We start from the raw sequence: 24,770 nt of genomic DNA, 5'->3' as shown, positions 1-24,770 counted from the left end.
CGCCTTAGACGCTTAGGTCGTTTGGCTGAGGAGGCGTATTCTACACTTCCCAGTGTCGGCGTCAAGCGCTTATTTTAAGAAGTTTTCCAAGCGATGATTTCTTAATCACTCTCGTGAAAAGAAGCAAAACCCGAAGCTCTTAAAGCGATTGTCACCTGAGGCTAATTTCCGTAGAAGTTAATCTCTCTAACTCTGCTGCAAGTCCCATTCTATCTAGCTTAACGCTTGGTAGGTGGCCTGCTTCGCCGTGTCAGTGGGGTCGCATTATAGGGAGATTTTAAAAGAGCGCAAGCGCTTTTTTAAAGAAAGTTACTCTTTTTTGAAAAAGCTTTTTTAAGCACACCATACTCACTAAATACCCACAGAGTTATGCACAGCAATGCCTTTGTAAGTATAAAAAATATGCGCTAGAGGCCAATATAATCAAGCTTATCGACTTTCTAGCATGTTTACTGATGCTAGGTTGTGTTCACTAATACGTAAGCAATAAACTTAATTATGACCGCTTAAGTAGATATTGCTTGGCAAGCACGCCATATAAACAATATCTCCTCGGCTTTATAGCTCTCTTATACTGCGGCTTCTATAATAAGCTGACGAGTTGAACCTGCAGATTTAAATCGGCCCTCAACTTTAACAGACCCGTCTTTACCTTCCCTACCTTTAACTTACTCTTAATGAAGCTCGATGCGATGATGGCACCTTAGTCACGACAATATCGGTTTAATGATTGATACACTATTAAGTAATGGCCCCGAGATAAGATGCCGTCTTTTATTACCTATCCATTAAAGCCAGCTCAACCGCTTTCGCTGCATGGAGCTCTGTAGTGTCATATAAAGGTACATGGGTATCTTGCTGCTGAACAAGCAATGCAATTTCAGTACAACCTAAAATCACAGCTTCAGCTCCCTGCGCTTCTAATGCTGCGATAATCGTTAAGTATTGTGCACGAGAGCTTGACGAAATAACGCCGCGGCATAGCTCTTCATAAATAATGCTATGTACTACTTTACGGTCGGCCTCTTTAGGAACAATCACGTTTATCGCGTACTTGTTTTGTAAGCGGCTTTTATAGAAGTCTTGCTCCATAGTAAAAGCAGTTCCTAGCAGCCCTACCTTTTTAATACCGTCAGCAACCAACTGACTCGCTGTAGCGTCGGCTATATGCAAAATTGGAATATTGATACTAGCTTGTATGTCATCTGCGACTTTGTGCATAGTGTTAGTACATATAAGTAGAAAGTCAGCGCCAGCGGCTTCAACTGATTTAGCTGCTGAACTAAGAATTGCAGCAGTTTGTTGCCACTCGCCTTTGTGCTGCAGCTTTTCTATTTCTGCAAAATCGACACTATATAAAGCTACCTTTGCCGAATGTAGCCCACCAAGCTCAGCTTTGACCCCTTGATTGAGTGCGCTGTAATAACTCGCTGTAGACTCCCAACTCATTCCACCAAGCATACCGATTGTTTTCATGCCTACTTCCTCATTATTACTCGATGCACATTTGCACCGCCAGCTACACAATAATTTATGTAAAACATCGCATTATGGCAATGCAGCATAAGTAAAAAGCAAAAAAGGGCCAAAAGGCCCTTTTTTGTTATTATCTCTAAAAGCTAGTAAACACCTTGCGCTTTCATGGCATCGGCTACTTTAACAAAACCAGCTACGTTAGCACCTAGCTCGTAGTTAATATGCTCACCTTCACGACCATATTGCTCACATGTCGCGTGAATTGAATACATGATGTCACGTAAACGCACATCAACTTCTTCACGACTCCAGCTCAAACGTAATGCATTTTGGCTCATCTCTAAACCAGAGGTTGCTACACCGCCAGCGTTAGCTGCTTTACCTGGAGCAAACAATACTTTGGCTTCGTGCATTAACGCAATAGCTTCAGCAGTACTTGGCATATTCGCGCCCTCAGCAACAATCTGCACACCATTTTCAATCAGCATTTCAGCATGTTCAGCATCTAGCTCATTTTGGGTTGCGCAAGGTAATGCGACGTCTGCAGCAAACTGCCATGGGGTTCCACCAGTGACATACTCTAACCCCATTTCATGGGCGTAATCAGCAACGCGGCCACGACGGTCATTTTTAACTTCCATTAATTTAGCCAATTTTTCAGTAGTAAAACCTTCAGGATCAAATACCACGCCACTTGAATCTGATGCGGTAATCACTTTACCGCCCATCTCCATTGCCTTTTCAATTGCATACTGGGCTACGTTACCTGAACCAGATACAGTAACCGTTTTACCCACTAATGTTTCGCCCTTTGCTTTTAGCATAGCTTCAACGAAATATAGCAAACCATAACCAGTGGCTTCAGGACGGATCAAGCTACCACCAAAAGACAAGCCTTTACCGGTAAATACGCATTCAGCACTATTAGTTAGCTTCTTCATCATGCCGGTCATGTAACCCACTTCACGTGCGCCCACACCAATATCACCCGCTGGAACATCAGTATCCGCACCTAAGTGACGGTGCAGCTCAAGCATCAATGCCTGACAAAAACGCATCACTTCGCCTTCACTCTTACCTTTAGGATCGAAGTCACTACCACCTTTGCCGCCGCCCATAGGTAACGTCGTTAGTGCATTTTTGAATGTCTGCTCAAATGCTAAAAACTTAAGTACAGATTGGTTCACAGACGGGTGGAAACGCATGCCACCTTTAAATGGACCAATAGATGAGTTGTGTTGAATACGGAAAGCGCGGTTAACTTGTACCTTACCGCTATCATCTACCCAAGAAACACGAAATTGAATTAAACGCTCTGGCTCAACCAAACGCTCTAAAATGCCAGCATTTAAATATTCAGGGCGTGCAGCAACGAAAGGCCAAATAGAAGTCAGTACTTCTTTAACCGCTTGTAAAAACTCAGGCTGGTTAGGGTTACGCTCAGCAACGGTAGAAAGAAAACTATCAAGAGTCATTTCGCAGCTCATTTTGGTGCTCCAGGGTATACAAAGAATTAAGATAGCTACTGCTTGGAATGCGCTAAAACACGCCTGCAGTTATTTTGTGAATTGGTTTATATCAGCATTTGATAGTTAATGAATACAAGACTTTACTGAACCTGTGTGATGCTTCAAGAAAATCAAACATTCTCCCCCACTGATGATGATTCACCAATAAAACCGCAATTAAAAAGAGAAATCATCAAACTTGCCGAGGAACACCTTTTGATTGTGCAAATTTCAACCGTCACATCAAAATAGACAGCAGTTAATAACAAGTCTAGAGGTAATAGAAGGCTAAGAGTTCAAAACGCATCTTCTTTAATGCGAAAAGGCCCCAGCATTTCTGCTAGGACCTCATCTAAATGTGATGCTGGGGTAGCCGGTTCCTAGTAAAGAGTCTAAACAACAGGAACCTCAGGGTTCAGCTTTTATTTGAACATACGAAAAAGGGCTACTCTTTCGAGTAGCCCTTCATCTTGAATGTGGCGGGGGGATTGCAGGCTTTAAATAATAGGAACCCCAGAGTTCAACTTTAATAAATCGTAGATAGCAAAAAGCCCGCTATAAATAGCGGGCTTTTCTAAATGTGGCGGAGGGATAGGGATTTGAACCCTAGATGGGCTATAAACCCATGCCGGTTTTCAAGACCGGTGCATTCGACCACTCTGCCATCCCTCCGAACGCCGCTGATAATAGGGATACTCGTCGCCAATGTAAAGCCTAATTTCACTCAAATGGCTAGTTTGCACAAAAACTCAGCGCACCAAGCCATTTTCATTCATATTAGCTGTAAATATAGCCTAGATAGCCGACCTTCCTATATGTTGGAATGTATGCCAGCTTCTAAAACAGTAACTCCAGGGTTCAACTTTATAAATCGCAGATACGAAAAAGAGCTGCCGCTCTTTACTACAAGAATGAAAGCCCTTTCTCTAAATGTGGCGGAGGGATAGCCAACTCCTAGTAAAGAGTCTAAACAATACGGATCCTAGGGTTCAGCTTTATAAAAGCTTAGATAGCAAAAAGCCCGCTATAAATAGCAGGCTTTCTAAATGTGGCGCGGGAATCGCTGACTTTAAGCAATAGGAACCCTAGGGTTCAAAGTCGGGCTTCCTAAATGCGACAAGGCCCCAGCATTTCTGCTGGGGCCTCATCTAAATGTGGCGCTGGGATAGCTGACTTTAAGCAACAGGAACCCCAGGGTTCAGCTTTTATTTGAACATACGAAAAAGGGCTTCCATTACTGGAAGCCCTTTCTCTAAATGTGGCGGAGGGATAGGGATTTGAACCCTAGATGGGCTATAAACCCATGCCGGTTTTCAAGACCGGTGCATTCGACCACTCTGCCATCCCTCCGAACGCCGCAGATAATAGGGATACTCCGCGGCAATGTAAAGTCTATTTTGATTCAAATGACTAAAAAACCAACCAAATACAAAAATAAATGCTTATTCAGCCATTTTTTAGCCAAAACTCACTCAAAACCTTCCATCAATAGCGATACTAGCATCTATACAAGCTCTCCCTATTAACGATTACATCTAGCTGTTATTGCTAAGTAGTAGATGATTAGCCTACTGCAGGGAACAAATTAAACATCTGCATCAACTGCACACTGATTATCAGTAACCCAGCTACCGATGCAATTGCCAAACCTAGCGTGCCACCTTTAACTTGGTAACCACCAAGCCCAGCTTGCTTGCGCTGAGTCGCGACCATTGCCACAGGTAAAAATACAGCCAAGATCACCAATGCGAAAGCTGCGTAACCCAATGCAGTAATAAAGCCCTGTGGGTAGAATAATGCAAAGCCTAACGGTGGCAAGAAAGTGACTAAGCCAACCTGCACTCTATGGCTAGGTGTTGCACTGCGCTTAAGTAGGTCTGAAATAAAGTCGAATAAGCCTAAGCTTACCCCCAGAAACGACGTAGCTAAGGCTAAATCTGCAAACACAGATACCGCATTGGCAATCATAGGGTTATGTAACAAGTTACTCAATGAACCTATAAACCCATTAAGGCTTTGGCTAGCCATCAACTCCTGTTGCGTTAACACGCCTTGGCTTGCCAGCATCCAAAGACCGTAAACTAATAGCGGTAATGCTGACCCAACAAGGATAATCCAGCGTAGCGCTTTAGTATCTTTACCTAAGTAACGCACCACTGATGGGATTGAACCATGAAACCCAAAAGAGGTAAAAATAACCGGAAGTGAAGCTAACACAAGCCCTTGATGCACTGGTAACGCGACTAAGTTATCGACCGATACATGAGGCAGTAGCAAAAATAACATCACCACCAGCGCAACAAGTTTTAAGGAAAATAAGCTGCGGTTTATTATGTCTACTGAACGGGTACCAATGGCAACCACTGTACCGATAAGTAAGGTAAAAATAAGCGCCCCACTTTGCTCTGGTAAATCGAGTCCCGCCCAATTGGCTAGCTTATCATTCATCTGCTCGCCGCCACCGGCAATGTATGCGGAGCAGAGTGCATAAAATAGAAACATCATTGAGAAGCTGGCTACTAGCTGACCTTTTCGGCCTAGTAGCTTATAGGCCAGAGTATGTAAGGTGGCATCCACTGGCGCGTATTGATGTACTTCAATCATCAACAATGCGGTATAGGTCATTAGTGACCAAATCAAAAACATAACGATACAGGCAACGCCAAAGCCTAGACCAGATGCAGCTAATGGTAGTGCCAACATACCCGCACCGATTGTGGTACCAGCGATAATAAGCATACTGCCGAAGATTTTACTATTGTTCATTTATGGTGTTCCAAATTAATAAGAGGGGGCTTCGGAACAGGCTTTGAATAGTGACCAACTTCCGAAAAATGGAATTGCCACAATGGAGTGATTTAAAACATGAGGGGGGAGAATTAACCTCTATCTACGCCATTGTGGCTATAGATAGTAATAAGCCTGAACAGGTGTTAACAACACGTGACTATCCTTAATAAATTCTGTTAATCAACGACTTAAATAACAGCAAGTTAGATGAGACTCCACGATAGGACGTCCACGTTCTACTGTCAACAAACATATCCGATTAATTTCGAATAAACAGACCTCGGCCGTTTTACGCTGCTTTGAAGCCAAAAGTAACTCATTTCAAATTCATTTACATACTGTTGCAACCCAAGCTTATACATTCGCTTGCTCCTCTGATAGGTTAACCGTATTAATTTAGATATTACTGTTTAACAGCATTTGCCTAGCGACTAAATTAGAGCTTTATTCGTGTGTAGCAGGTTAATAATAAAAAAGGACAGCTGAGAACAATGACATTAGTACAAGCCTGTAAAACCATCGTATTAAGCCTGCTTATTTTTGTTGTAAGTGGCTGTGCCAACACTAATAAACAAACTGAGTACCTTACCTTTGTTTCCCCTGGGGATACTGTTCCCGTCAGCCAATTTGTCGATACCCAAGGTAACAGCATAGATTTGAGCCAATCTAACAACAATAAGCTACTTATCTTATTCGCCACTTGGTGTCACGACTCACAGCGCACCATGAAACACTTAGTAAACTCAAATCTCCATCTCAGTCCAAATATCGACATCATTGGTATTGGCCGCGAAGAAACCGTAGCAAATTTAGATAAGTTCGCCGCAGAATATGAGCTGAACTTTGCTTTAGTGGCTGATACAGACAGATCAATTTACTCCCAGTTTGCCAATACAGGTATTCCAAGATTGATCTTGTTAGACGCTGATAATAAAGTAGTTAAAACGATTATCGGTGAAACAGACAACCCAATAACAGAAGTCGTGTGGTAATAGCGATTGGTGCCAAAGGAAACAAAAGGAAGAGTATGAGCAAAATCATAACCGAAACACCAAGACTTATTATCAGAGAGTTTAACCTCGATGACGTACAAGCCGTATATGATTTTAATGCTGATGAAAGAGTCAACCTATATACAGGCGACGCAGGAGTCGTAAAGTCACTCGCTGATGCCGAGCGCATTATTCGCGATATCTGGCTCAATGAATATTTACAATTTGGCTATGCTCGTTGGGCGGTAGTCTTGAAAGAAACTAACAGTGTTATTGGCTTTTGCGGCTTTAAAAATGATTATCGTATTGATGAAACAGATATTGGTTATCGTTTTGCACCTGAGTATTGGGGCCAAGGGTATGCGACTGAAGCTAATCAAGCTTGTATTGAATATGCTAAAGCCCATATGGATTTAGACTATATCGTCGGTGATGTTGTAGACAAAAATCACGCATCAATCAATGTGCTAAAAAAGCTGGGTATGAGCTTCAATAAAAAATTTCAAAATTTAGGCTTTATGATCCAACGTTACGACATGTATTTAAAAAGCAAAGCCTAGTCTTAAGCAAAAAAGCCCTTTGAATCATTAATCATTCACAGGGCTTTTTATGTGTCATTGCAGGTGATTTAAGCTTGTAATCCAACATCAGATGTTTACCAGCAACTCATATCAAGTTAACTCGCGATCTCTTTTACAACGGTGTTGCAGCTGCGAATATCAGATGGCGTTAAACTATGTAAATGTTCTATAAGCTTAAAGCACAGCTCAATATATTGAATCGCTTCCGCCCTACCCACTTCATAATTTACAGCATGAGCCACTTTGTTGCGCAACTGGCGCAACTCGCTAAATAGCTTCCCCTGCTTAGTATTGATCAATGACTCGTTAATCAAGATATTCTCTATATGCTTGTAGCGCGTGTTTTGATCTAGAGTGATATTGTCACAGTGAGATTTAATCAGTTGCTCAGCCGCTAAGTCCACTTGCTCCCAAGCCTCTAGAATCGCTGAATTAGGTAGGCTATTTGCCGACGCAATAAGTAAGGTTTTCTTATCTGTTTTTAACTCAGGAAACACCCCCTGAGCTTGCTGAGTGACCGCTTTTAAACCTTGACCAAACTCAAGCTCTAAATCTTTAAACTTAAGCTTTTTAGCTAATGGGATCAGCTTAGATAAGGGTCGCTTTAAATTAATCACAGCAAACATCAGCACTGCTGGCCAAATCAATTTATCTAGCAGCTCAATGGTAAATTGCATCCAGCTCATTTAACTATCCTTCCATGTTATGCCATTAACTTACTCTAAGGTTAGCAAGATTCTCCACCAGAATAAAACTCGCCTAGGCTGCGAATGGACCTTGATTAAGTTACTTTTAGCCCGCTAGTTTTTATTTTTAGAAACTTGTTGATAGGTATTGCTATTCCAGTCAAACACATACTCAACGCCTTGCCACTCATACACGGTGCGACCATCTTTTTGGAGCACTCGAGCATTATCAGGTAATCGGGCTAAACCGCTCGAATAGCTGACACTCGTGGTCACTCGTTCTGGTGGCCTAACCACCTTAGGTTCAGGAGCTTTATAGGTTTGCCTGTCATAACGATAAGGCGAGTAGTAACGGTTGTTATAACCATAAGGATAGCGCCAACGAGAGCCCACGCCCCAATTATAACCTGGGCGCCAGCCAGGCCTGTAATAACCATTACGATACGGATAACCGTACCAACTGTTAGATACACCTACATTCCAGCGCCAAGGGTCACGATAATCATAATTACTCCAGCCAAAACCGACACTCACATTACTTATCACTTGCGAGGTTACCAATGTAGCCACAGGCTTCGCTGTTAGCGGCATTGCAGCTAAAGCTAATAAGACGGCAAGATAACAGTGCTGTTTATGTATTCTCATCGCTATTTTCCTCTGTTGGAAAAACTCAACAAACATGAAAGGCGTTAATTAAGTTTACGCTCAAATAACCACTAATCCAATGCCATAAACTAAGCCATTACTAACAAAGGCAATTGCTTCAGTAAAGCCTGAAATATATCGAGAACACGCTTTGATGAACAAGCGTTTAACGCACGTTCGAATAATGCTATAGTGCGCGCCATATCACAGTTTATAGCGATGAGAATTCCCCTATGAGTTTTAAGGATTTGCGCAGCTTTATAGACCACCTAGAAACCAATGGTGAGCTGAAGCGTATTAGTCATCCCGTTGATCCTCATTTGGAAATGACAGAGATAGCCGATCGCGTTCTACGCGCCAAAGGCCCCGCTTTGTTATTCGAAAATCCGGTCGGCAATGATATGCCCGTATTAGCTAACTTGTTTGGTACCCCAAAACGCGTAGCTATGGCATTAGGTAAAGAAGATCCTCTCGCACTTCGCGATGTGGGTGAGCTACTGGCTTTTCTAAAGGAGCCCGAGCCACCACGCGGCTTTAAAGACGCTATCTCAAAAATCCCTATGTTTAAGCAAGCCTTAAACATGCCGCCAAAAACCGTACGTAATCCTCCTTGCCAACAAGTAGTAAAAACCGGTGACGAGGTCGATTTAACTAAACTGCCTATTCAACACTGCTGGCCGGGTGATGTTGCGCCACTAGTGACTTGGGGGTTAACCATCACAAAAGGGCCACGCCAAAAGCGCCAAAACTTGGGTATTTACCGCCAACAATTACTCGGTAGAGACAAGTTAATTATGCGCTGGCTTGATCATCGCGGCGGCGCGCTAGATTTTAAAGATTTCAAAGAAAAGCATCCAGGTGAGCGCTACCCTGTAGTCGTTGCTTTAGGTGCAGATCCGGTGACAATTTTAGGTGCGGTAACTCCAGTGCCTGACGCCATGAGCGAATATGCCTTCGCCGGACTACTGCGCGGTGAACGTACTGAAGTGTGTAAAGCACTGAGCTGTGATTTAGAAGTACCTGCCACCAGCGAAATCATCTTAGAAGGTTATATTGACCCTGAAGAGATGGCTGAAGAAGGTCCATATGGCGATCACACTGGCTATTACAACGAAACCGACTCCTTTCCAGTGTTTACTGTAACTCACATTACTCACAGAAAAGATGCCATTTACCACAGCACCTACACCGGCCGTCCACCAGATGAGCCAGCTATGCTAGGTGTGGCACTAAACGAAGTATTTGTGCCAATTTTGCGTAAGCAATACCCCGAAATCATCGACTTCTACCTGCCGCCAGAGGGCTGCTCGTACCGTATGGCAGTGATCTCGATTCGTAAGCAATATCCAGGGCATGCTAAACGAGTGATGATGGGCGCTTGGTCGTTTCTGCGCCAGTTTATGTATACCAAGTTTATTGTGGTGGTCGACGAAGACGTTAACTGTCGTGATTGGAACGATGTAATTTGGGCGATTACCACCCGCATGGATCCTAAGCGCGACACAGTTATGATCGAAAATACCCCTATCGATTATCTCGACTTTGCCTCGCCTGTTGCAGGTCTTGGCTCAAAAATGGGTATGGACGCCACGAATAAGTGGGAAGGCGAAACCGACCGCGAATGGGGAACACCGATCGTAATGGATGAAGCCGTAAAACAAAAAGTTGATGCCATCTGGGATGACCTAGGCATTGATGACGCACCAACCCTATAACTTTACCTTGCCAAATATTAGCAAGGGTTTATATTGCCTGCTACGGGTTAGCAGGCAAATGAATTTAGACTGAATAAGCTTCCAAAGAGAAGCTCATCAAGGATTAAAGATGAACACTATTAGCTGTACGATTGAAAAAGTAGCGCCATTTAATAATGCTGTGTTTCAGGTTATTTTGAAGCCTAGCATCGCTTTCAACTTTAAAGCGGGCCAATACCTATGCGTAGTTATGGGAGAGAAAGACAAACGTCCATTCTCTATCGCTTCAGCACCTGATGCAGAACATATTGAGCTACATATCGGTGCAGCTGTTAGCGAAAGCTACCCTATGCAAGTGGTAGAGCGTTTAAAAGAATGCTTAGCCACAGGAAATAGCATTGAAATTGAAGTACCTGGTGGTGATGCTCACCTACGAAGTGAAAGCGTCCGCCCTCGCCTGTTGATTGCTGGCGGCACAGGTTTTTCATATATTAAAAGTATTGTTGAGCAAAAGATTGCTCTTGGCCAAGATATTGAAACCACACTGTACTGGGGCTGTCGTAACCAAGACGCCATGTATTATGAAACCATTGCCCGTGAATGGCATGATGCTCACCCATGGCTTAACTTTATCCCAGTTATTGAAGAAGCAACCGATGACTGGAAAGGTAAAGAAGCGAATCTGCTTGAGCAGATAAAAGACGATTTTACTAGTCTAAAAGGCTATGACATCTATATTGCTGGCCGTTTTGATATGGTTGGTGCTGCGCGTGAAGTGTTCCGTACTATGGGTGTTGAAGAAGACCACCTCTACGGCGATGCGTTCGCGTTTATTAAGTAAATAAGTTGTAAGATCAACCAAAGGCGAGAGGATGCAAAATCCACTCGCCTTTTTTGTCGTTTTGCTTTTAACTTTAGCTTCGACTATGCCTTGCTTGCTACACTGGCGCGCTCGGTCACCCTTGGCTCAATGTCCATAAACTGTGGCGGCAAGCTTGGGTCATGCAAACGCGCAATCAATGCATTTACTGCCGCAGCGCCCAAGCGCGCTTTTGACTGATGAATACTAGTTAGCGCAGGGGTCATAAACTTCGCCAGCTGAATATTATCGTAACCAATTACCGATAACTGCTGCGGGATCTGCACTCCAGTGCGCTGGGCTTCATGTAATACACCAATCGCCATCATGTCGTTGCACACGAATAACGCGCTCGGTAATTTTCCATTAGCTTGTAGCTGAGCAAATGCCGCTTTACCACCTTCGGTTTCAAAGTTAGCTTCAATAACCCAATCTGGATTAATCGGTAAGTTTGCCTCCGCCATAGCATCAACAAATCCTTGATATCGTAAGTCTGCCTGCTGGCGATTACGCGGACCGGTAATACAGCCTATTTGCGTATGACCGTTATCAATCAGGTATTGGGTCGCTAAGATGCCGCCTTGGCGCGAGTGGCCTTGAATTTTGTCGCAAGGAAAATCCACTTGGCCCCAATCCATTACCACAACAGGTAAGCCACCTAAACGGCGATACAGCAATGCATCCTCACCTTCAAGCATAGCGCACATCATGATTAAACCATCGACACGGCGCTCAATTAAAGTGGTTAACGAGCGCTTTAATCGCTGTGCATCCCCCTCTGTATTACACAGAATAAGGTTATACCCTTGCTGGTAACAGGCTTGCTCAACGCTGCGCACAACCTCAGCGTAAAATGGGTTAGTCGAGGTCGTCACCAACATGCCAATAGTTTTAGTGCAGTTCTGTTTAAGGCTACGAGCCACGGCTGAAGGGCCATGATAATTTAACTGCTGCGCAGCATCTTGCACCCGCTTTGCAATATCATCACTTACAAACCGAGTTCCGTTCATCACATGGCTGACTGTTGATGTGGATACGCTGGCAAGTTTGGCAACATCTTTCATGGTGGCCATGGATTAGCTTCCTATCTTGTCACTTATACTAATTATTGCGCAGTAATAAACTGCTCAACTTCATCTCGCGATGGAATTGAAGTTTGCGCGCCAAAACGGGTGACTGAAATCGCTGCCGCACCGTGGGCAAATACCACTGCATCTTCAATAGCTTTACCTTCAAGTAAACCCGTTACAAATGCACCGTTAAAAGTGTCGCCAGCGGCTGTTGTATCGGTGGCTGTTACTTTAAAACCTGGGATGATTTTACCTGTGCCTTGCTGGCTTATGTAAACGCCCTTAGAACCTAAAGTAATCATCACAATGGCAATGCCTTTATCGTGTAACGCTTGAGCTGCTTTAGCGGCACTATCAGCGTCAGTCACGGCAACGCCTGTTAGCACTTCGGCTTCTGTTTCGTTAGGGGTGATTATATCAACCATTGCCAACAACGCATCAGGTAAAGCACGTGCTGGTGCGGGATTTAAAATCACTTGGGTGCCATTCGCTTTAGCTATGCTCGCTGCATACTCAATACCTGCAAGTGGGGTTTCTAGCTGCATCAATAAGTAATTAGCCGCAGCAATTTGCGCACTGTGTTGGTTCACAACCTCAGCGGTTAAGGCATCGTTCGCTGCTGCGGCAATACAGATACTGTTCTCACCGCAATCGCTCACTTGGATCATCGCAATACCGGTAGGCGTATTCTCAATCATGTGCACCGCAGAGATATCTATGCCGTCGTCAGCAAACACGCCACGAATATTTTGCCCAAAACCGTCATCACCCACACAAGCAATAAAACCAATATCGGCATTTAAACGTGCGGCTGCAACGGCTTGATTAGCACCTTTGCCACCTGGAATAATTTGATAATTCCGCCCATGTAAAGTTTCCCCCGGACGAGGAAAAGAAGGCACTTGTAAAACATGGTCGGCATTAACACTGCCTAAAACAATTAACTGAGACATTTACATATTCCTTGATGTTCTCTGACTCACTGCCAACTTAACTTGTTGTTGGGCTCAGAGGAAAATGCGCCTAGATATTAACTCTACTGACGCCAAATACTAGTTTGCCAAATTGCGGCTTAGATTACTGTGTTAGAGTAACGATTTTTAACGCAACAGGTATCGATTTTTCAACCACTTGGCCTTTTAAAATCTTATCGGCAATAATAATGCCGGTGGCACCAAGTAACTCAGGTTGCTGAGCAATGGTGGCCGATAACTGTTGGCGTCTAACGGCTGCAATACCTTCATCGGTACCGTCAAAACCAATCACCATAATATCTTTACCCGCCGCTTCAATTGCCCGTAGTGCGCCTAAGGCCATTTCATCATTCTGGGCAAATACCGCCTGCACATCACCATTAGCTGCCAACATATTTTCCATCACGTTTAAGCCTTTTGAGCGGTCAAAGTCCGCAGGCTGACTAGATAGCATCTGTAACTTATTGGCAATCACTGCATTGCTAAAACCTTCACCGCGCTCACGAGCAGCAGAGGTACCCGCGATTCCCTCTAACTGAATTACTTTAGCGTCATGCCCTAACTGCTGCGCAATAAACTGCCCCGCAAGCTCACCACCAGCGATATTGTCAGACGCTATATGACTAACGATATCGCCATGCGCAGCGGTTCTATCTAATGTCAGCACTGGAATGTTAGCGCGGTTAGCGGTACGAATGGCATTGGTTACAGCTAACGCATCGGTCGGGTTGATCAAAATCGCTTTAACGCCGCGCATCGTTAAATCTTCAACGTTTGCCAGCTCTTTACTCGGGTCGTTTTGCGAGTCCAGTGCAATCAGCTTATAACCTAGTTCTTTGGCTTGCGCTTCAGCACCATCTTTCATGGTGACGAAAAAGGGATTATTCATTGTCGACAGTACGATAGCAATCGCATCTTGTGCGCTGGCGCTAAAAGGCGCACAGGCAGACAACAGCACGATCGAGCACAGAGCAGAGGCTTTAAGATTAGCAAGTCGGTTCATGGTAAACCTTGTCAATTCGGGAAATACAAAAAGGCAGCACACTAAATGCACTGCCATATCGCGTTATGCTTTTTGCTTAGTATCGATAAGTACCGCCAGCAAGATCACGCTGGCTTTAGCAATCATCTGGTAATACGACGACACATCAAGCAGGTTTAAGGCATTGTTCAAAAAGCCAATGATAAGTGCGCCAATTAAGGTGCCCATGATCCGGCCTTTACCGCCCATCAAACTGGTACCACCTAACACGACCGCCGCAATCGCATCGAGTTCATAACCCATACCCGCTGTAGGCTGCGCCGACGATAAACGCGCCGTGACGATAATGCCAGCTAGCGCCGCCATTGAGCCACAAATGGCATAAGCAGCAATCTTAACTTTATCTACTGCAATACCCGATAATCTCGCCGCAGACTCATTACCACCGACCGCATAAATATAGCGGCCAAAACGCGTGTGATTAAGCAAATACCAAGCGCCAATAAATACAATCGCCATTAACCATACTGGCACAGGGATCCCCAGTACATAGCCCGTACCTAACCAAGTAAAGCTATCTGCAGTGTCAGTAAATCCTGTTGGCACAGGGCGACCGTCGGTGTAAACCATAGTTACGCCGCGAAGCAGTGTCATGGTCACTAGCGTTGCAATAAAGGCCTGCACCTTGCCCTTCGCGACAATAATTCCGCTAATTGCGCCGAGTGCTGCACCAGCAATTAACGCTACCGGTAACGCCACCACAACGGGCACATCCATACCGATTAAAGTCGCTACAATCGCGCCACTGAGCGCTAAGACGGAACCGACACTTAGGTCAATCCCCGCGGTTAAAATCACTATGGTCATACCCACAGCAATAATGGCGTTGATCGAAGTCTGACGCAGGATATTGAGTAAGTTATCAAGGGTTAAAAAATTGGGGTTCAGTAAAGACACCACAAATATAAGGCTAAACAAGGCGATGAGAGACTTATTCTCAATTAACCACGCTTTATTAATGCGCTTATAAAACGGCTGCGCTGTAATTGACTGACTCATGCAATATCCTTATGTAATGTTTTACCCACTGCGCAAGCAAGAATAGTTTCTTGATCTGCTTGGCTTGCATCAAACTCACCACTAATCTGGCCTTGGTGCATCACTAAAATGCGGTCTGACATTCCCAGTAACTCCGGCATATCCGACGATACTAAAATAATGCTCATTCCTTGCGCCTTGAAACGATTGATTAAATCGTAGATCTCTTTCTTTGCCCCCACATCTACACCGCGAGTAGGCTCATCTAATATGAGTACTTGTGGCAAGGTCATTAAACCTTTAGCAATAGACACTTTTTGCTGATTTCCCCCCGACAAATTGCCAATGCGCGCATCACGACTTGGGGTTTTAATATTGAAGGCATCGATAAAACGGTCGACTTCGGCCATTTCATCACTGTGGCGTAGTTGCAGCCCCGAACTGAGCTTAGACAATGCACAAATAGACATATTTTCTTTAACCGACAAATCCAGCAGTAAACCATCGCCTTTACGATCTTCAGAGATATAAGCAATCCCGGCAGCTAGCGCCTGTTGCGGACTATTAATCTTAATGTCGCTGCCATTCAGTAAGACCTGTCCTTGAGTTTTAGTCTCTGCACCAAAGATCATTTTCATTAGCTCTGTGCGCCCAGCCCCCATCAAGCCAGAGAAACCAAGGATTTCGCCTTTGTTAAGGTTAAAGCTCACATTGGCTACCCCCGGACCCGATATCTGATTTACCGCTAAACGGCTACCTTGATGAGTAATCGCGATACGCGGATATTGGTCTGCTAACTTGCGACCCACCATACGTTCTATCAGTTGATCTTCAGTGATATCGGCAATCGCTGATTCATTAATAAAACTGCCATCACGCAATACCGTAACCGCATCGCAAATAGTGAAAATCTCTTGCATACGATGGGAGATGTAAACGATACCGCAACCTTGATCTCGCAGTTCGTTTATCACCTTAAATAAAGATTGGGTTTCGATGTCAGTTAGCGCATCAGTCGGCTCATCCATAATGATGACTTTCGAGTCGAACGAAATAGCCTTGGCGATCTCAACCATCTGTTGCTCACCTAAGCTCAATTGGCCGACTAATGTTTGTGGTGCATGGGATAGAGATAAACGGCTTAATAGTGCTGATGCTTGGGCATTCATTTCATCCCAAAGTATGCGGCCAAAGCGCGAGGTGATCTCACGACCGAGGAAGATATTTTCTGCGATAGTTAGCTCAGGAAGCAGGTTTAGTTCCTGATGAATGATGCTAATCCCAGCCGCTTGTGAGTCGCGTGGACCATCAAAACGACGTGCCTTACCTTGATAAACAATACGCCCAGCATCTAAGTTATAGATCCCTGTGAGTACTTTCATCAGGGTCGATTTACCTGCGCCATTTTCTCCCATCAATGCCATCACTTTGCCCGGGTAGACATTTAAGCTGGCTTTATTTAGGGCTTTTACCCCGGGAAAAGACTTTTCAATGGCTTGTAACTGCAATATTGCTTGGGTCATGGGTGACTCCGCTAAGCTTAAAATACAACACCAGTTTTAAAAATCACATTGGCATACGGGGTACATTCACCAGTGCGGATCACTGCTCGGCTATGGCCTGTACGCTGCTTAAATGCTTCATGGCTAATATATTGAATTGAAAATATCCGCCCACTTGCTTGTTGCTCAGCTTCGATTTCAGCCAGCAATGCTTGATGGCACTCAGGACTGACATTGGCAAACTCTTGTGCCAATACAATGCCTTCGATTTGCGAGCTTGCTAACCAAACTTTCACAGTGGCAATAAAGCTTGGTACGCCATGGGTCAGTGCTAAATCAATACGCTTAACTTGCGCAGGAATAGGCAAGCCTGCATCACAAATAGTCACTTCATCGGTATGGCCCAATGTTGCGGCTAGGTAGTTCATATCGGCATTGAGTAAGGCGTGTTTGTTCATCTATTAACCTAAGGATTATTGCCAACTATCGAAACGTTTCGATGGCGATTTCAAGCAGAGTAATCGAAACGTTTCGATCATGCATGGTGATCAGTTTTTAATTGTGATCTAGCTAACGAAAACAGTGGGGGATGGAGGAAGAAAATAGTTTTTTGAAAAAAGAAGGGGCTAGATCCTAGAGCGCTTCGCTGCGAGAACGGGTTACGCCCTGCTATACGATCAAAAGAAGCCAGACTGTATCTTGTGCTTTACCGTCTCAGCTTGTTCTAGAACCTAGCTCATAGAGCGCTTTGCTGCGAGAACGGGCTAAGCCCTGCTATACGATCAAAAGAAGCCACATTGTATCTTGTGCTTTACCGTCTCAGCTTTTCCTAGGACCTAAGACCTAAGACCTAAGACCTCGAACCTGCTTTTAACCTAGAACCTTCTTTTGTTAAAGCTTCACCTTATCGTACTCATACCAAGCCACTAGGTTACCTAAGATAGGCACTATCCATACCGCGGTTTCAGAGTCCTTATAGATACGGTAAAAATACAAGTCGCTATCGATGATTTCGTGCTTACGAATTTCACGATAAAAATGCATTGCTGACGAACTCACCTGATCTGGCTTCATCAACTCTTTTTGCGCTACTTTGACATGGAAAACATCCACATCTAAGTCATTAATCTGTTCACGGTACTGAGTAAAATCACCTTTAATTTTATATTTAATCGGTGTGGTCTTACACTCTTCATCGGTGACACAGGCAGCCGAGTAAAACTTACCGGTTTTTTCACCTTCGTAAATCAACGATAGACTGATATCAGAGCGCACCAACATATTCCCTTGCACCGGAAAATATACGTCTGCGTGATAGTGATGCTCAATAAAGCCACTAGTGCCCGGTTCATCATGAGGAATGATCACACGGTTATAGCGAATGCGATTTTCCATCTTTTGGGTTAACTCTCTAAAGGTTTGCATATTCAAACCCGCTGGAGTTAGATCGATCGCTGTAATATTGATTAAGCCTTTGCCTGAACAGTTTTGCTTGTCCGCATCAGGGCAAACCGCCATCGAATAGTAATTACCGTCAGTCACAGCAAAACCATTAAACTTACTGATCCCTGGTAGGTGGTTCGATTCTGGCGCTAAATGCTTTTGCCACATAGAAGCGTGTAAATGTGAAACGTTATCTTTATGAATAAGCTGTACGTCTTGCTTAGTCCCCCCTATGTTTAAGCTTATTTTCTTATCAGAATCCCAACTGTTTTTAGCCTTAACGACACCGTGATAATCGCTGAAGTACCATACCCAAAGCACAATCAGCACAACGATAAAAATACCGCTAAGCTTAACTAACAAAGAGACATCGACAATCGCGGCACGTACCGATTCAGGATCGTTAACCGCCAACATTTTAATATGCGAACGTGTTGAGACATTAAGCTGATAACCACGACCAGCAATAGTACGCAACATAACTTCAGGGTAGGCTTCAAGCTTCTTTCTAAGAGTACTGACACATTGGGTTAACGACGTGGCGGCAACCACGCGGTCCGGCCACCCTGCAGCCAATAGGTCTTCCTTGGTACACACCGAACTAACAGCGAGTATTAATTGATGCAAAACCGCAGACTCTGACACCGTCAGGGTTATGGTTTTATTATTCGCATGATCAACTAATTGCTTAGCTTCTTCATCCAGCTCCAAGTATGGAGTAATTTTCAGCACCTTAAACCTCTACAAATCAATTCACTGTAACTCTGGCATTAATAAAACTTAATCTTAGTTTACTAAAAAATTTTATTAAAAACGTGATTTCGCCCTGATATCAAATCAGCTACTAAAAATCAGCATGTTAATGTTCACATAACTAACATTTTAATAGTTGAATAAATCTAAAATGCCTTAAGTTACTGCTATTGCTCTATTTTAAATGCCGTTTTAATCAATATACAAATTCTTATTTGTAAATATTATTCGACTAGTTAAATCTAATTAACCATTATAAAACTCGACGTTTAAATATCTGGTTAGCAATAAACGCTAACAAGACAATCCACAACAACATAACTGCGTAAAGAGCCCATTTTCCCCAAGCAACTGAAGCCAGCATGGCTAAGCTGCCTTTACCTGCATCACTAGCAATCAGGTTAATCGCCCGGTAAAGATCTGTTGGGTTTAGCGCAATTAAGACATTGATTATATACTGATTAAAAAAAGCTAAATCTGCAACCAATAATGTTAATAATAACAAGTCATATATCAGCACAAACACAAACCAAACAAATAAAACACTCGCTACGGCTTTGGCTTTTTCTGCTGATTTTAAGCTGACGATATAACCGAACAAAATAAAAGCTACCGCTAATAAGATACTACTGATAATAAACTGACCAAACTGACTCACAATTTGAACAACTTCATAATCCTCATTAAACGCCAGTAATAGCAATGCGGTTAAACCAAAGGCAAAGCCGATAGTCACACTCATAATTAAACTGTGACCGAGTAGCTTACCCATTAGAATCTGTAAACGAGTAATCGGGTAAGACAACAGTAACAATAAAGTGCCAGACTCATCCTCCCCCACAAAGGCGTCGTAGCTCACTAGCATCGCCGCTAGAGGGATAATAAACACCGCAATAGTCGATAAACTAGAAATAAGTGCGCCAAGTTGAGGCAAAGCTAGATGGCCAGCAACGGCGCTGCCAGCAAAGGTCACACTTAATGACAAAATCAAAAAAATTAACGAGATAAATAACACCCAACGATTACGCAGGCTATCTTGGATCTCTTTTTTAGCGATAACATACACAGGAGACATCAGCATAGTCTTAGCTCACTCCTTCAACTTGAGCGCATTGCCCCATATAAAAATGATAAATCTCGGCCAACGCAGGTTGCTGCAGACTAAAATCGTAAACTTGACACTCTTGAGTCAACAGCTTTAACACCTCGGGTTTAGCCTGTTCATCTAATAACAAAGCATCATCTCGATATAAAGCGGCAAGCTTTGGCTGTATAGCCATAACCTGCTTCAATTGCGGTGAGGTCAAACGTGTCTTTAATCCGCTCGCTAAGCGCAACTGAGCGAGACTGCCCGTCGCTAACGCTTTCCCTTTAGCTAGGATCAGCCCGATATCTATGTTGTTTTCAATTAATGACAATTCATGGGTACACACAATAACCCCACATCCCTGCTGTTTAAGCTCAGTAATCTTGCCGTACAGAAACTTGGATGCCACTGGGTCGAGACCGACTGTCGGCTCATCAAGGAGCAATAATTCCGGCTCAGATAGAATGGCTTGTGCAAACCCAAGTCGCTGCTTCATGCCCTTTGAATAGGTTTTTAATGCGCGATCTTGAGCGTACTCTAAACCAAACTCTTGTAGCAGCTGTTTAACCCGAACTGACTTCACGCCCTTTAGCGCGGCAAAGTAATTTAAGATTTCTTTACCTGTTAACTTGTCATAAAAACTGACGTTTTCCGGTAAATAGCCAATCTTCAAATCAGCTCTATTCGTCAGATTAAACAGGTTTTTATCTAAAACGGTTACCTCACCACTTGTTGGCTTGATAAGTCCCAACATAATTTTTATCAGGGTCGACTTGCCTGCACCATTATGCCCAAGCAGTGCCATAGTCTGGCCCCGTTCAACCTCAAAACTCACATCATTAAGCGCAGCGAATTCACCAAAATGATGCCGTATATGATGTGCTGATACCGCTAAACTAGGATTCATTGACTCTCCAAACATGCTGCTACGTTCTTTAGGTAAGCTATGGTATTACAAACTAAAAGCGGGGTTTTGTTGCAGTAACGGGTAACTGTCGACAATGCCGCTAGGCTTGGTGACTTCAAACTGATTTTGTACCCAGCGCAGCACCACAACTATCGGGCTATCCATCAAGAAGTTAGCTTCAGGATAAAGCCAGAATAACTTATCGATATTATCATTGGGCTGATAAGCGGTATTGCCTACCCCTTGCGATTTGTGATCCCAACCTAAATAACCGCTCCAATAGTTACCGCGGCCTTCATGACTCCACTCCAGCAGCGAATCACCGACATATTTCACCTGACTAAAGTTATCAATAAACTGATTGCCATAGACCAAGTTACCCTCGCCCCCCATCGCCATATAAAAACCGATGTCATTGTCAGCAAAGTGATTATTAATAATGGTATTGTCACGGGCACCATAGACAAAGATGCCTTTGCCCTCTTGCCCTTGGATTTGGTTTTCGTTGCGGTTAACGATTTGCTCAACTTGGTTTAATTCCACCAACGAGTCTTTAGTCATATTGAGTAAGATGCCAAAATCAATCGCATCCCATACTTTGTTGCTATACAAATGAATTCGTTTCGAATCCATCAGTGCATAACCACCATCAACTTGATAACTGCGATTATTAAAAGCTTCATCATCATGGGTGTACATGTAATGAATGCCATATTGCTGATCAAATAGTTGGTTGTCGTAAACTTTACTTTGGCTACTGGACTCTAAATACACCCCGTCACGTACACCAGAGATAGTATTGCCCCAGATCTCAGAGCCAATAACATGTTGCAGATGAATCCCATCACCTCGGTCTAAGGTGTATAGCGTGTTATTCCCGACAATCACGTTGTTATTGATTTTAATATTATTAAGCTCATCAGCCCGCACGCCAAAGCCATTTCCTTGCAAATTATTATTATGAATTTTAACGCCATCAGCACCGGGCTCAATCAAAATAGCAGCGTCACGCTCGTAATGATCATTACCCCAGTTTGTAATTCTCAAACCTGAGATCTCAACATTAGCCGCAAACACGGTAATGGCACTGCCAATGCCAGCGGCATCGATAATACTGTCACCTAAGCTTGAGAGAGTAATGGACTGACGAATTTCAAATGGCGCTTGGTAACGCCCAGGAGCAAGAATAATGCGGTCGCCGGACTTAACCTCGACTAATACTTGAGTTAACTCTGAAGTGCTGGCAACAGTGATGGTCTCGGCATGGCTATTAGTACCAAAACCGAGAGCGATAAATAAGGCTAATTGCCAAGTTCGCTGCAGTGAGGTGTTACAGACTGATCTGTACATAGATTAATACCCGCTCAGCAGATTGTTGTACCGATTTAAAAAATCACACCAGCTCATCTAATTTGCACTACTCGCCGTCGAGTAGCTCAATGGTAATTTGGTCATAAGCTAATACAGCACCGCCAAACTCTGTGGCAAATTGAGTTGCAGCTTCCTTAGAAGAGAATGATGCCACAGCAGGCCCCATTACCGCTTTTTTACTTGTGCCATAAACATACCAAGCTGTTGTCGCATCGATAAAGGCATTATCACTGGGAGTGTCCCAATCTGTTACCGACATATCATGCACCTTTAAATGCGTGATCTGACGTTTATTCTCAGGTTGCAGCGCAAAATTAAACATATCTCGCGTTGAGCAGAACTTTGGCACTATGGTTTCACCTTTCAAAACTAGCTGACCTTTAGGCCCCGGATACTTAGTGATCATCATACCGCAAAGGTGGCAACGATCATGGTCGTGGATTGGTTGCGCTTCGGTCGACTGCAACGCCGCATCACCTTGACTACAAGCATACATTAGCGGAATAAATAACAAGATGAGCATCAGTTTTTTCATAGTAGGTCCAATTTGGAGTATCGAAGAGGAGCACTCACTGCCTTGTCGTTATACAGCATGACAAGGCGTGAGCTTAGTTGTTTAGCGCGGAGTTCAACTCCTAATACTCACCTTGCAGGGACGGCGCATTAGGAGTGAACAACTCACCAACTTTGCTAACTTGCTCTAAGGCTAGATAGCGAAGTTTTGGCCTGCATATAAGATAAACATACGCAGACACATCATGCCGGCAACGGCACATACACCTGATAAATAAAACGCTTTAGCGCTGTGGCTAAAAGTTTTACCTGTGGCAAAGTTCAGTAATAGTGGGCCACCGAAACCTAGACCAACAACACCAAACCAGAATACCGCTGCCCACTCTCCAGTATGGAAAGCTTCAAATGCACTTTGTGCACCCGCGTTACCTGTCATTAGTGATGTTACAATCATGAAGATGAAAAGGATTTCAGCAAACATGATTGGCCATTCAGCGCCGTGTAGGATCTTCATATCTTGGCTATGTAAGTCTTCTTTAAACATCGATACTGCAACCATTTTGGCTGCTGCAGCACCCGCTGAAATACCAGAGGCAATAAATAGCGCCGGCAGTACAGAAGTGTTGATGATAGGAAAACGAATAAGCGCCGAAATAAGGAAACCGGTATAAGCACACACCGCAAGGGCCAGTACCAATACTGTGACTTCACATGGACGACGGATCCCTTGCAGCTTTTCAACTACTGGCACTAGCACTTTAAGTGCAGGTACTGAACGGATCTCTTCTTCAAAGGCGAATAAACAAATTAGTGCCACTAACGGGATATACACTGACAGTGCAATAACACCGATAGACATCACTGAATTTAGGTTGTAGTAAACCAGAATTCGCCAGAAGAATAATGGGTTAGTTAAGTCCAATACCAAACACAACATACCTAAGCTGATGGTCACAAATGAAATCAGTGCCGCAGCTTTATAAAATGGCGTGTTAGTCGTCTGTTTTTTGTAGAATCGTAAGAATAATGCAGTGGCTAGCGCACCACCTGATATCCCCGCGAAAAACAAGTAAACAGCAATAGGCCAAGGCCAAGCAAGGCCCTGTGATAGACCCATGGTAAACTCAATATTACCGTCCATATCTATACTCCCTGCTTAACAATAGGTATATAACGTAAGCTTGGTTCCGTACCAAATCCCGGCTTAATGCGCACAGAATCTTTTACTCGTAGTAACTTACTGATATAGGATGTCGGGTCGTTGATATCACCAAATACAAGTGCGTCATAACGACACTTCTGTACGCAAGCAGGTAGCTCACCAATGGCAAGTTTACTGTTTAGGCAGAAGTCACAGTTGTCGGCAACATCGGTTTCTTTATTAATATAACGTGCGTCATATGGGCAAGCGGCAATACAGTATTTACAACCTGCACACTTAGCTGCGTCCATAGTCACAATGCCAGTCTTCTCATCTCTGTGCGCCGCGCCTGTTGGGCAAACGGTGACACAAGGTGCGTTCTTACATTGCTGACATGAGACACGGACAAACTTACGTTCACAGCCACATTCTGTGGTTTTACCGCAGTGTGGACAAGGCTGCCCTTCTACGCCACCTGAATGCTGTTCCATTAGCAGTCTCGACTTACCTTCAGGCAAGTGGTTAGCTAAATTACAGGCTTCTTTACACTCGCCGCAGCCAGTACATTTGTTTTGATCAAACACCATCGCATAATGGGGCTTGCTTGCATCTGACTCACCCTCTTTGACAGAACTGCACCCTAGGGGCGCTATTATCAAAGAGCTGGCTCCTAAGCACTTAAGGAACCTCCGTCTCTCTATATTTTCACTCACAGCATCCTCCAGCTATCAGCTATTTTACTGATATATTTATACTTA

Annotated in this window: 23 protein-coding genes and 2 tRNA genes; 5 read left to right on the top strand and 20 right to left on the bottom strand. The window is 43.8% G+C overall.

The genetic code is table 11. From position 1 onward, the window contains the following. Positions 1-777: 777 nt before the first annotated feature. From AB4298_RS12295 to AB4298_RS12275, 5 genes are all read right to left on the bottom strand, one after another. Positions 778-1,476: an aspartate/glutamate racemase family protein gene (locus AB4298_RS12295; protein ID WP_248999538.1), complete on the bottom strand. Its 699-nt coding sequence runs from the start codon at positions 1,474-1,476 to the stop codon at positions 778-780. A gap of 143 nt (positions 1,477-1,619) precedes the next feature. Then, entirely contained in the window at positions 1,620-2,963 is a 1,344-nt protein-coding gene (gene gdhA, locus AB4298_RS12290) for an NADP-specific glutamate dehydrogenase (protein WP_371986922.1), read from the bottom strand. Positions 2,964-3,565: 602 nt separating this feature from the next. Then, positions 3,566-3,656, bottom strand: a tRNA-Ser gene (locus AB4298_RS12285). A gap of 587 nt (positions 3,657-4,243) precedes the next feature. Next, positions 4,244-4,334 (bottom strand) — tRNA-Ser (locus AB4298_RS12280). A gap of 213 nt (positions 4,335-4,547) precedes the next feature. Further along, complete coding sequence (locus tag AB4298_RS12275) at positions 4,548-5,750, bottom strand: aromatic amino acid transport family protein (protein WP_371986921.1); 1,203 nt, start codon at positions 5,748-5,750, stop codon at positions 4,548-4,550. A gap of 50 nt (positions 5,751-5,800) precedes the next feature. On the opposite strand from AB4298_RS12275, the gene AB4298_RS12270 reads away from it, so the two are divergent. From AB4298_RS12270 to AB4298_RS12260, 3 genes are all read left to right on the top strand, one after another. Beyond that, positions 5,801-5,941 carry a hypothetical protein gene (locus AB4298_RS12270; RefSeq protein WP_371986920.1) on the top strand — a complete coding sequence of 47 codons (141 nt, stop codon included), beginning with the start codon at positions 5,801-5,803 and terminating at the stop codon, positions 5,939-5,941. A 324-nt stretch (positions 5,942-6,265) separates the two neighbouring features. Beyond that, positions 6,266-6,766 carry a TlpA family protein disulfide reductase gene (locus tag AB4298_RS12265; protein ID WP_248999536.1) on the top strand — a complete coding sequence of 167 codons (501 nt, stop codon included), beginning with the start codon at positions 6,266-6,268 and terminating at the stop codon, positions 6,764-6,766. Positions 6,767-6,801: 35 nt separating this feature from the next. Further along, complete coding sequence (locus AB4298_RS12260; protein WP_248999535.1) at positions 6,802-7,326, top strand: GNAT family N-acetyltransferase; 525 nt, start codon at positions 6,802-6,804, stop codon at positions 7,324-7,326. A 116-nt stretch (positions 7,327-7,442) separates the two neighbouring features. Here AB4298_RS12260 and AB4298_RS12255 read toward each other — a convergent pair whose 3' ends face one another. Together AB4298_RS12255 and AB4298_RS12250 are read right to left on the bottom strand one after the other, a co-directional pair. Then, a complete protein-coding gene (locus AB4298_RS12255; protein ID WP_248999534.1) occupies positions 7,443-8,033 on the bottom strand; it encodes a HEPN domain-containing protein in 591 nt (196 codons plus the stop codon). Positions 8,034-8,147: 114 nt separating this feature from the next. Continuing rightward, positions 8,148-8,678: a hypothetical protein gene (locus tag AB4298_RS12250; protein WP_248999533.1), complete on the bottom strand. Its 531-nt coding sequence runs from the start codon at positions 8,676-8,678 to the stop codon at positions 8,148-8,150. A 233-nt stretch (positions 8,679-8,911) separates the two neighbouring features. Between AB4298_RS12250 and ubiD the strand changes: the two genes are divergently transcribed. Further along, positions 8,912-10,393 carry a 4-hydroxy-3-polyprenylbenzoate decarboxylase gene (gene ubiD / locus AB4298_RS12245; RefSeq protein ID WP_248999532.1) on the top strand — a complete coding sequence of 494 codons (1,482 nt, stop codon included), beginning with the start codon at positions 8,912-8,914 and terminating at the stop codon, positions 10,391-10,393. 109 nt (positions 10,394-10,502) lie between these two features. Next, positions 10,503-11,213, top strand: coding sequence for an NAD(P)H-flavin reductase (fre, locus tag AB4298_RS12240; RefSeq protein WP_248999531.1), 711 nt, complete (start codon positions 10,503-10,505; stop codon positions 11,211-11,213). Between the two features lie 83 nt (positions 11,214-11,296). On the opposite strand, the gene AB4298_RS12235 is transcribed toward fre, so the two are convergent. The 13 genes from AB4298_RS12235 to AB4298_RS12175 all read right to left on the bottom strand — a co-directional run bounded on the left by AB4298_RS12235 (position 11,297) and on the right by AB4298_RS12175 (position 24,725). After that, the gene (locus tag AB4298_RS12235; RefSeq protein WP_371986919.1) at positions 11,297-12,304 is read right to left on the bottom strand and encodes a substrate-binding domain-containing protein; all 1,008 of its coding nucleotides are present in this window, start codon (positions 12,302-12,304) and stop codon (positions 11,297-11,299) included. 32 nt (positions 12,305-12,336) lie between these two features. Continuing rightward, positions 12,337-13,254, bottom strand: coding sequence for a ribokinase (gene rbsK, locus AB4298_RS12230; RefSeq protein ID WP_371986918.1), 918 nt, complete (start codon positions 13,252-13,254; stop codon positions 12,337-12,339). Positions 13,255-13,378: 124 nt separating this feature from the next. After that, a complete protein-coding gene (gene rbsB, locus AB4298_RS12225) occupies positions 13,379-14,278 on the bottom strand; it encodes a ribose ABC transporter substrate-binding protein RbsB (RefSeq protein ID WP_371986917.1) in 900 nt (299 codons plus the stop codon). Positions 14,279-14,341: 63 nt separating this feature from the next. Next, the gene (rbsC, locus tag AB4298_RS12220) at positions 14,342-15,316 is read right to left on the bottom strand and encodes a ribose ABC transporter permease (RefSeq protein WP_371986916.1); all 975 of its coding nucleotides are present in this window, start codon (positions 15,314-15,316) and stop codon (positions 14,342-14,344) included. Continuing rightward, positions 15,313-16,818, bottom strand: a complete 1,506-nt coding sequence (gene rbsA, locus AB4298_RS12215; protein WP_371986915.1) for a ribose ABC transporter ATP-binding protein RbsA — start codon at positions 16,816-16,818, stop codon at positions 15,313-15,315. The genes rbsC and rbsA overlap by 4 nt, the downstream gene beginning before the upstream one ends. Before the next feature lie 17 nt (positions 16,819-16,835). Then, complete coding sequence (gene rbsD / locus AB4298_RS12210) at positions 16,836-17,255, bottom strand: D-ribose pyranase (RefSeq protein ID WP_371986914.1); 420 nt, start codon at positions 17,253-17,255, stop codon at positions 16,836-16,838. Positions 17,256-17,688: 433 nt separating this feature from the next. Next, positions 17,689-18,972 carry a winged helix-turn-helix domain-containing protein gene (locus tag AB4298_RS12205; RefSeq protein ID WP_248999524.1) on the bottom strand — a complete coding sequence of 428 codons (1,284 nt, stop codon included), beginning with the start codon at positions 18,970-18,972 and terminating at the stop codon, positions 17,689-17,691. Positions 18,973-19,246: 274 nt separating this feature from the next. Next, positions 19,247-20,074: an ABC transporter permease gene (locus tag AB4298_RS12200; RefSeq protein WP_248999523.1), complete on the bottom strand. Its 828-nt coding sequence runs from the start codon at positions 20,072-20,074 to the stop codon at positions 19,247-19,249. 4 nt (positions 20,075-20,078) lie between these two features. Next, on the bottom strand, positions 20,079-20,987 hold the full coding sequence (locus tag AB4298_RS12195) for an ABC transporter ATP-binding protein (RefSeq protein WP_248999522.1): 909 nt from the start codon (positions 20,985-20,987) through the stop codon (positions 20,079-20,081). Positions 20,988-21,032: 45 nt separating this feature from the next. Then, the gene (nosD, locus tag AB4298_RS12190; protein ID WP_371986913.1) at positions 21,033-22,337 is read right to left on the bottom strand and encodes a nitrous oxide reductase family maturation protein NosD; all 1,305 of its coding nucleotides are present in this window, start codon (positions 22,335-22,337) and stop codon (positions 21,033-21,035) included. A 67-nt stretch (positions 22,338-22,404) separates the two neighbouring features. Further along, positions 22,405-22,893, bottom strand: a complete 489-nt coding sequence (locus AB4298_RS12185) for a nitrous oxide reductase accessory protein NosL (RefSeq protein WP_371986911.1) — start codon at positions 22,891-22,893, stop codon at positions 22,405-22,407. A 171-nt stretch (positions 22,894-23,064) separates the two neighbouring features. Beyond that, positions 23,065-24,012, bottom strand: a complete 948-nt coding sequence (gene nrfD / locus AB4298_RS12180; RefSeq protein WP_371986910.1) for an NrfD/PsrC family molybdoenzyme membrane anchor subunit — start codon at positions 24,010-24,012, stop codon at positions 23,065-23,067. Positions 24,013-24,014: 2 nt separating this feature from the next. Continuing rightward, on the bottom strand, positions 24,015-24,725 hold the full coding sequence (locus AB4298_RS12175) for a 4Fe-4S dicluster domain-containing protein (protein ID WP_248999518.1): 711 nt from the start codon (positions 24,723-24,725) through the stop codon (positions 24,015-24,017). Positions 24,726-24,770 lie beyond the last annotated feature (45 nt).

Origin of the sequence: Shewanella sp. 10N.261.52.F9, from assembly GCF_041471165.1 — a bacterium.
Taxonomy (GTDB): domain Bacteria; phylum Pseudomonadota; class Gammaproteobacteria; order Enterobacterales; family Shewanellaceae; genus Shewanella; species Shewanella marinintestina.
This window is presented reverse-complemented; position numbering and strand designations above follow the sequence as displayed.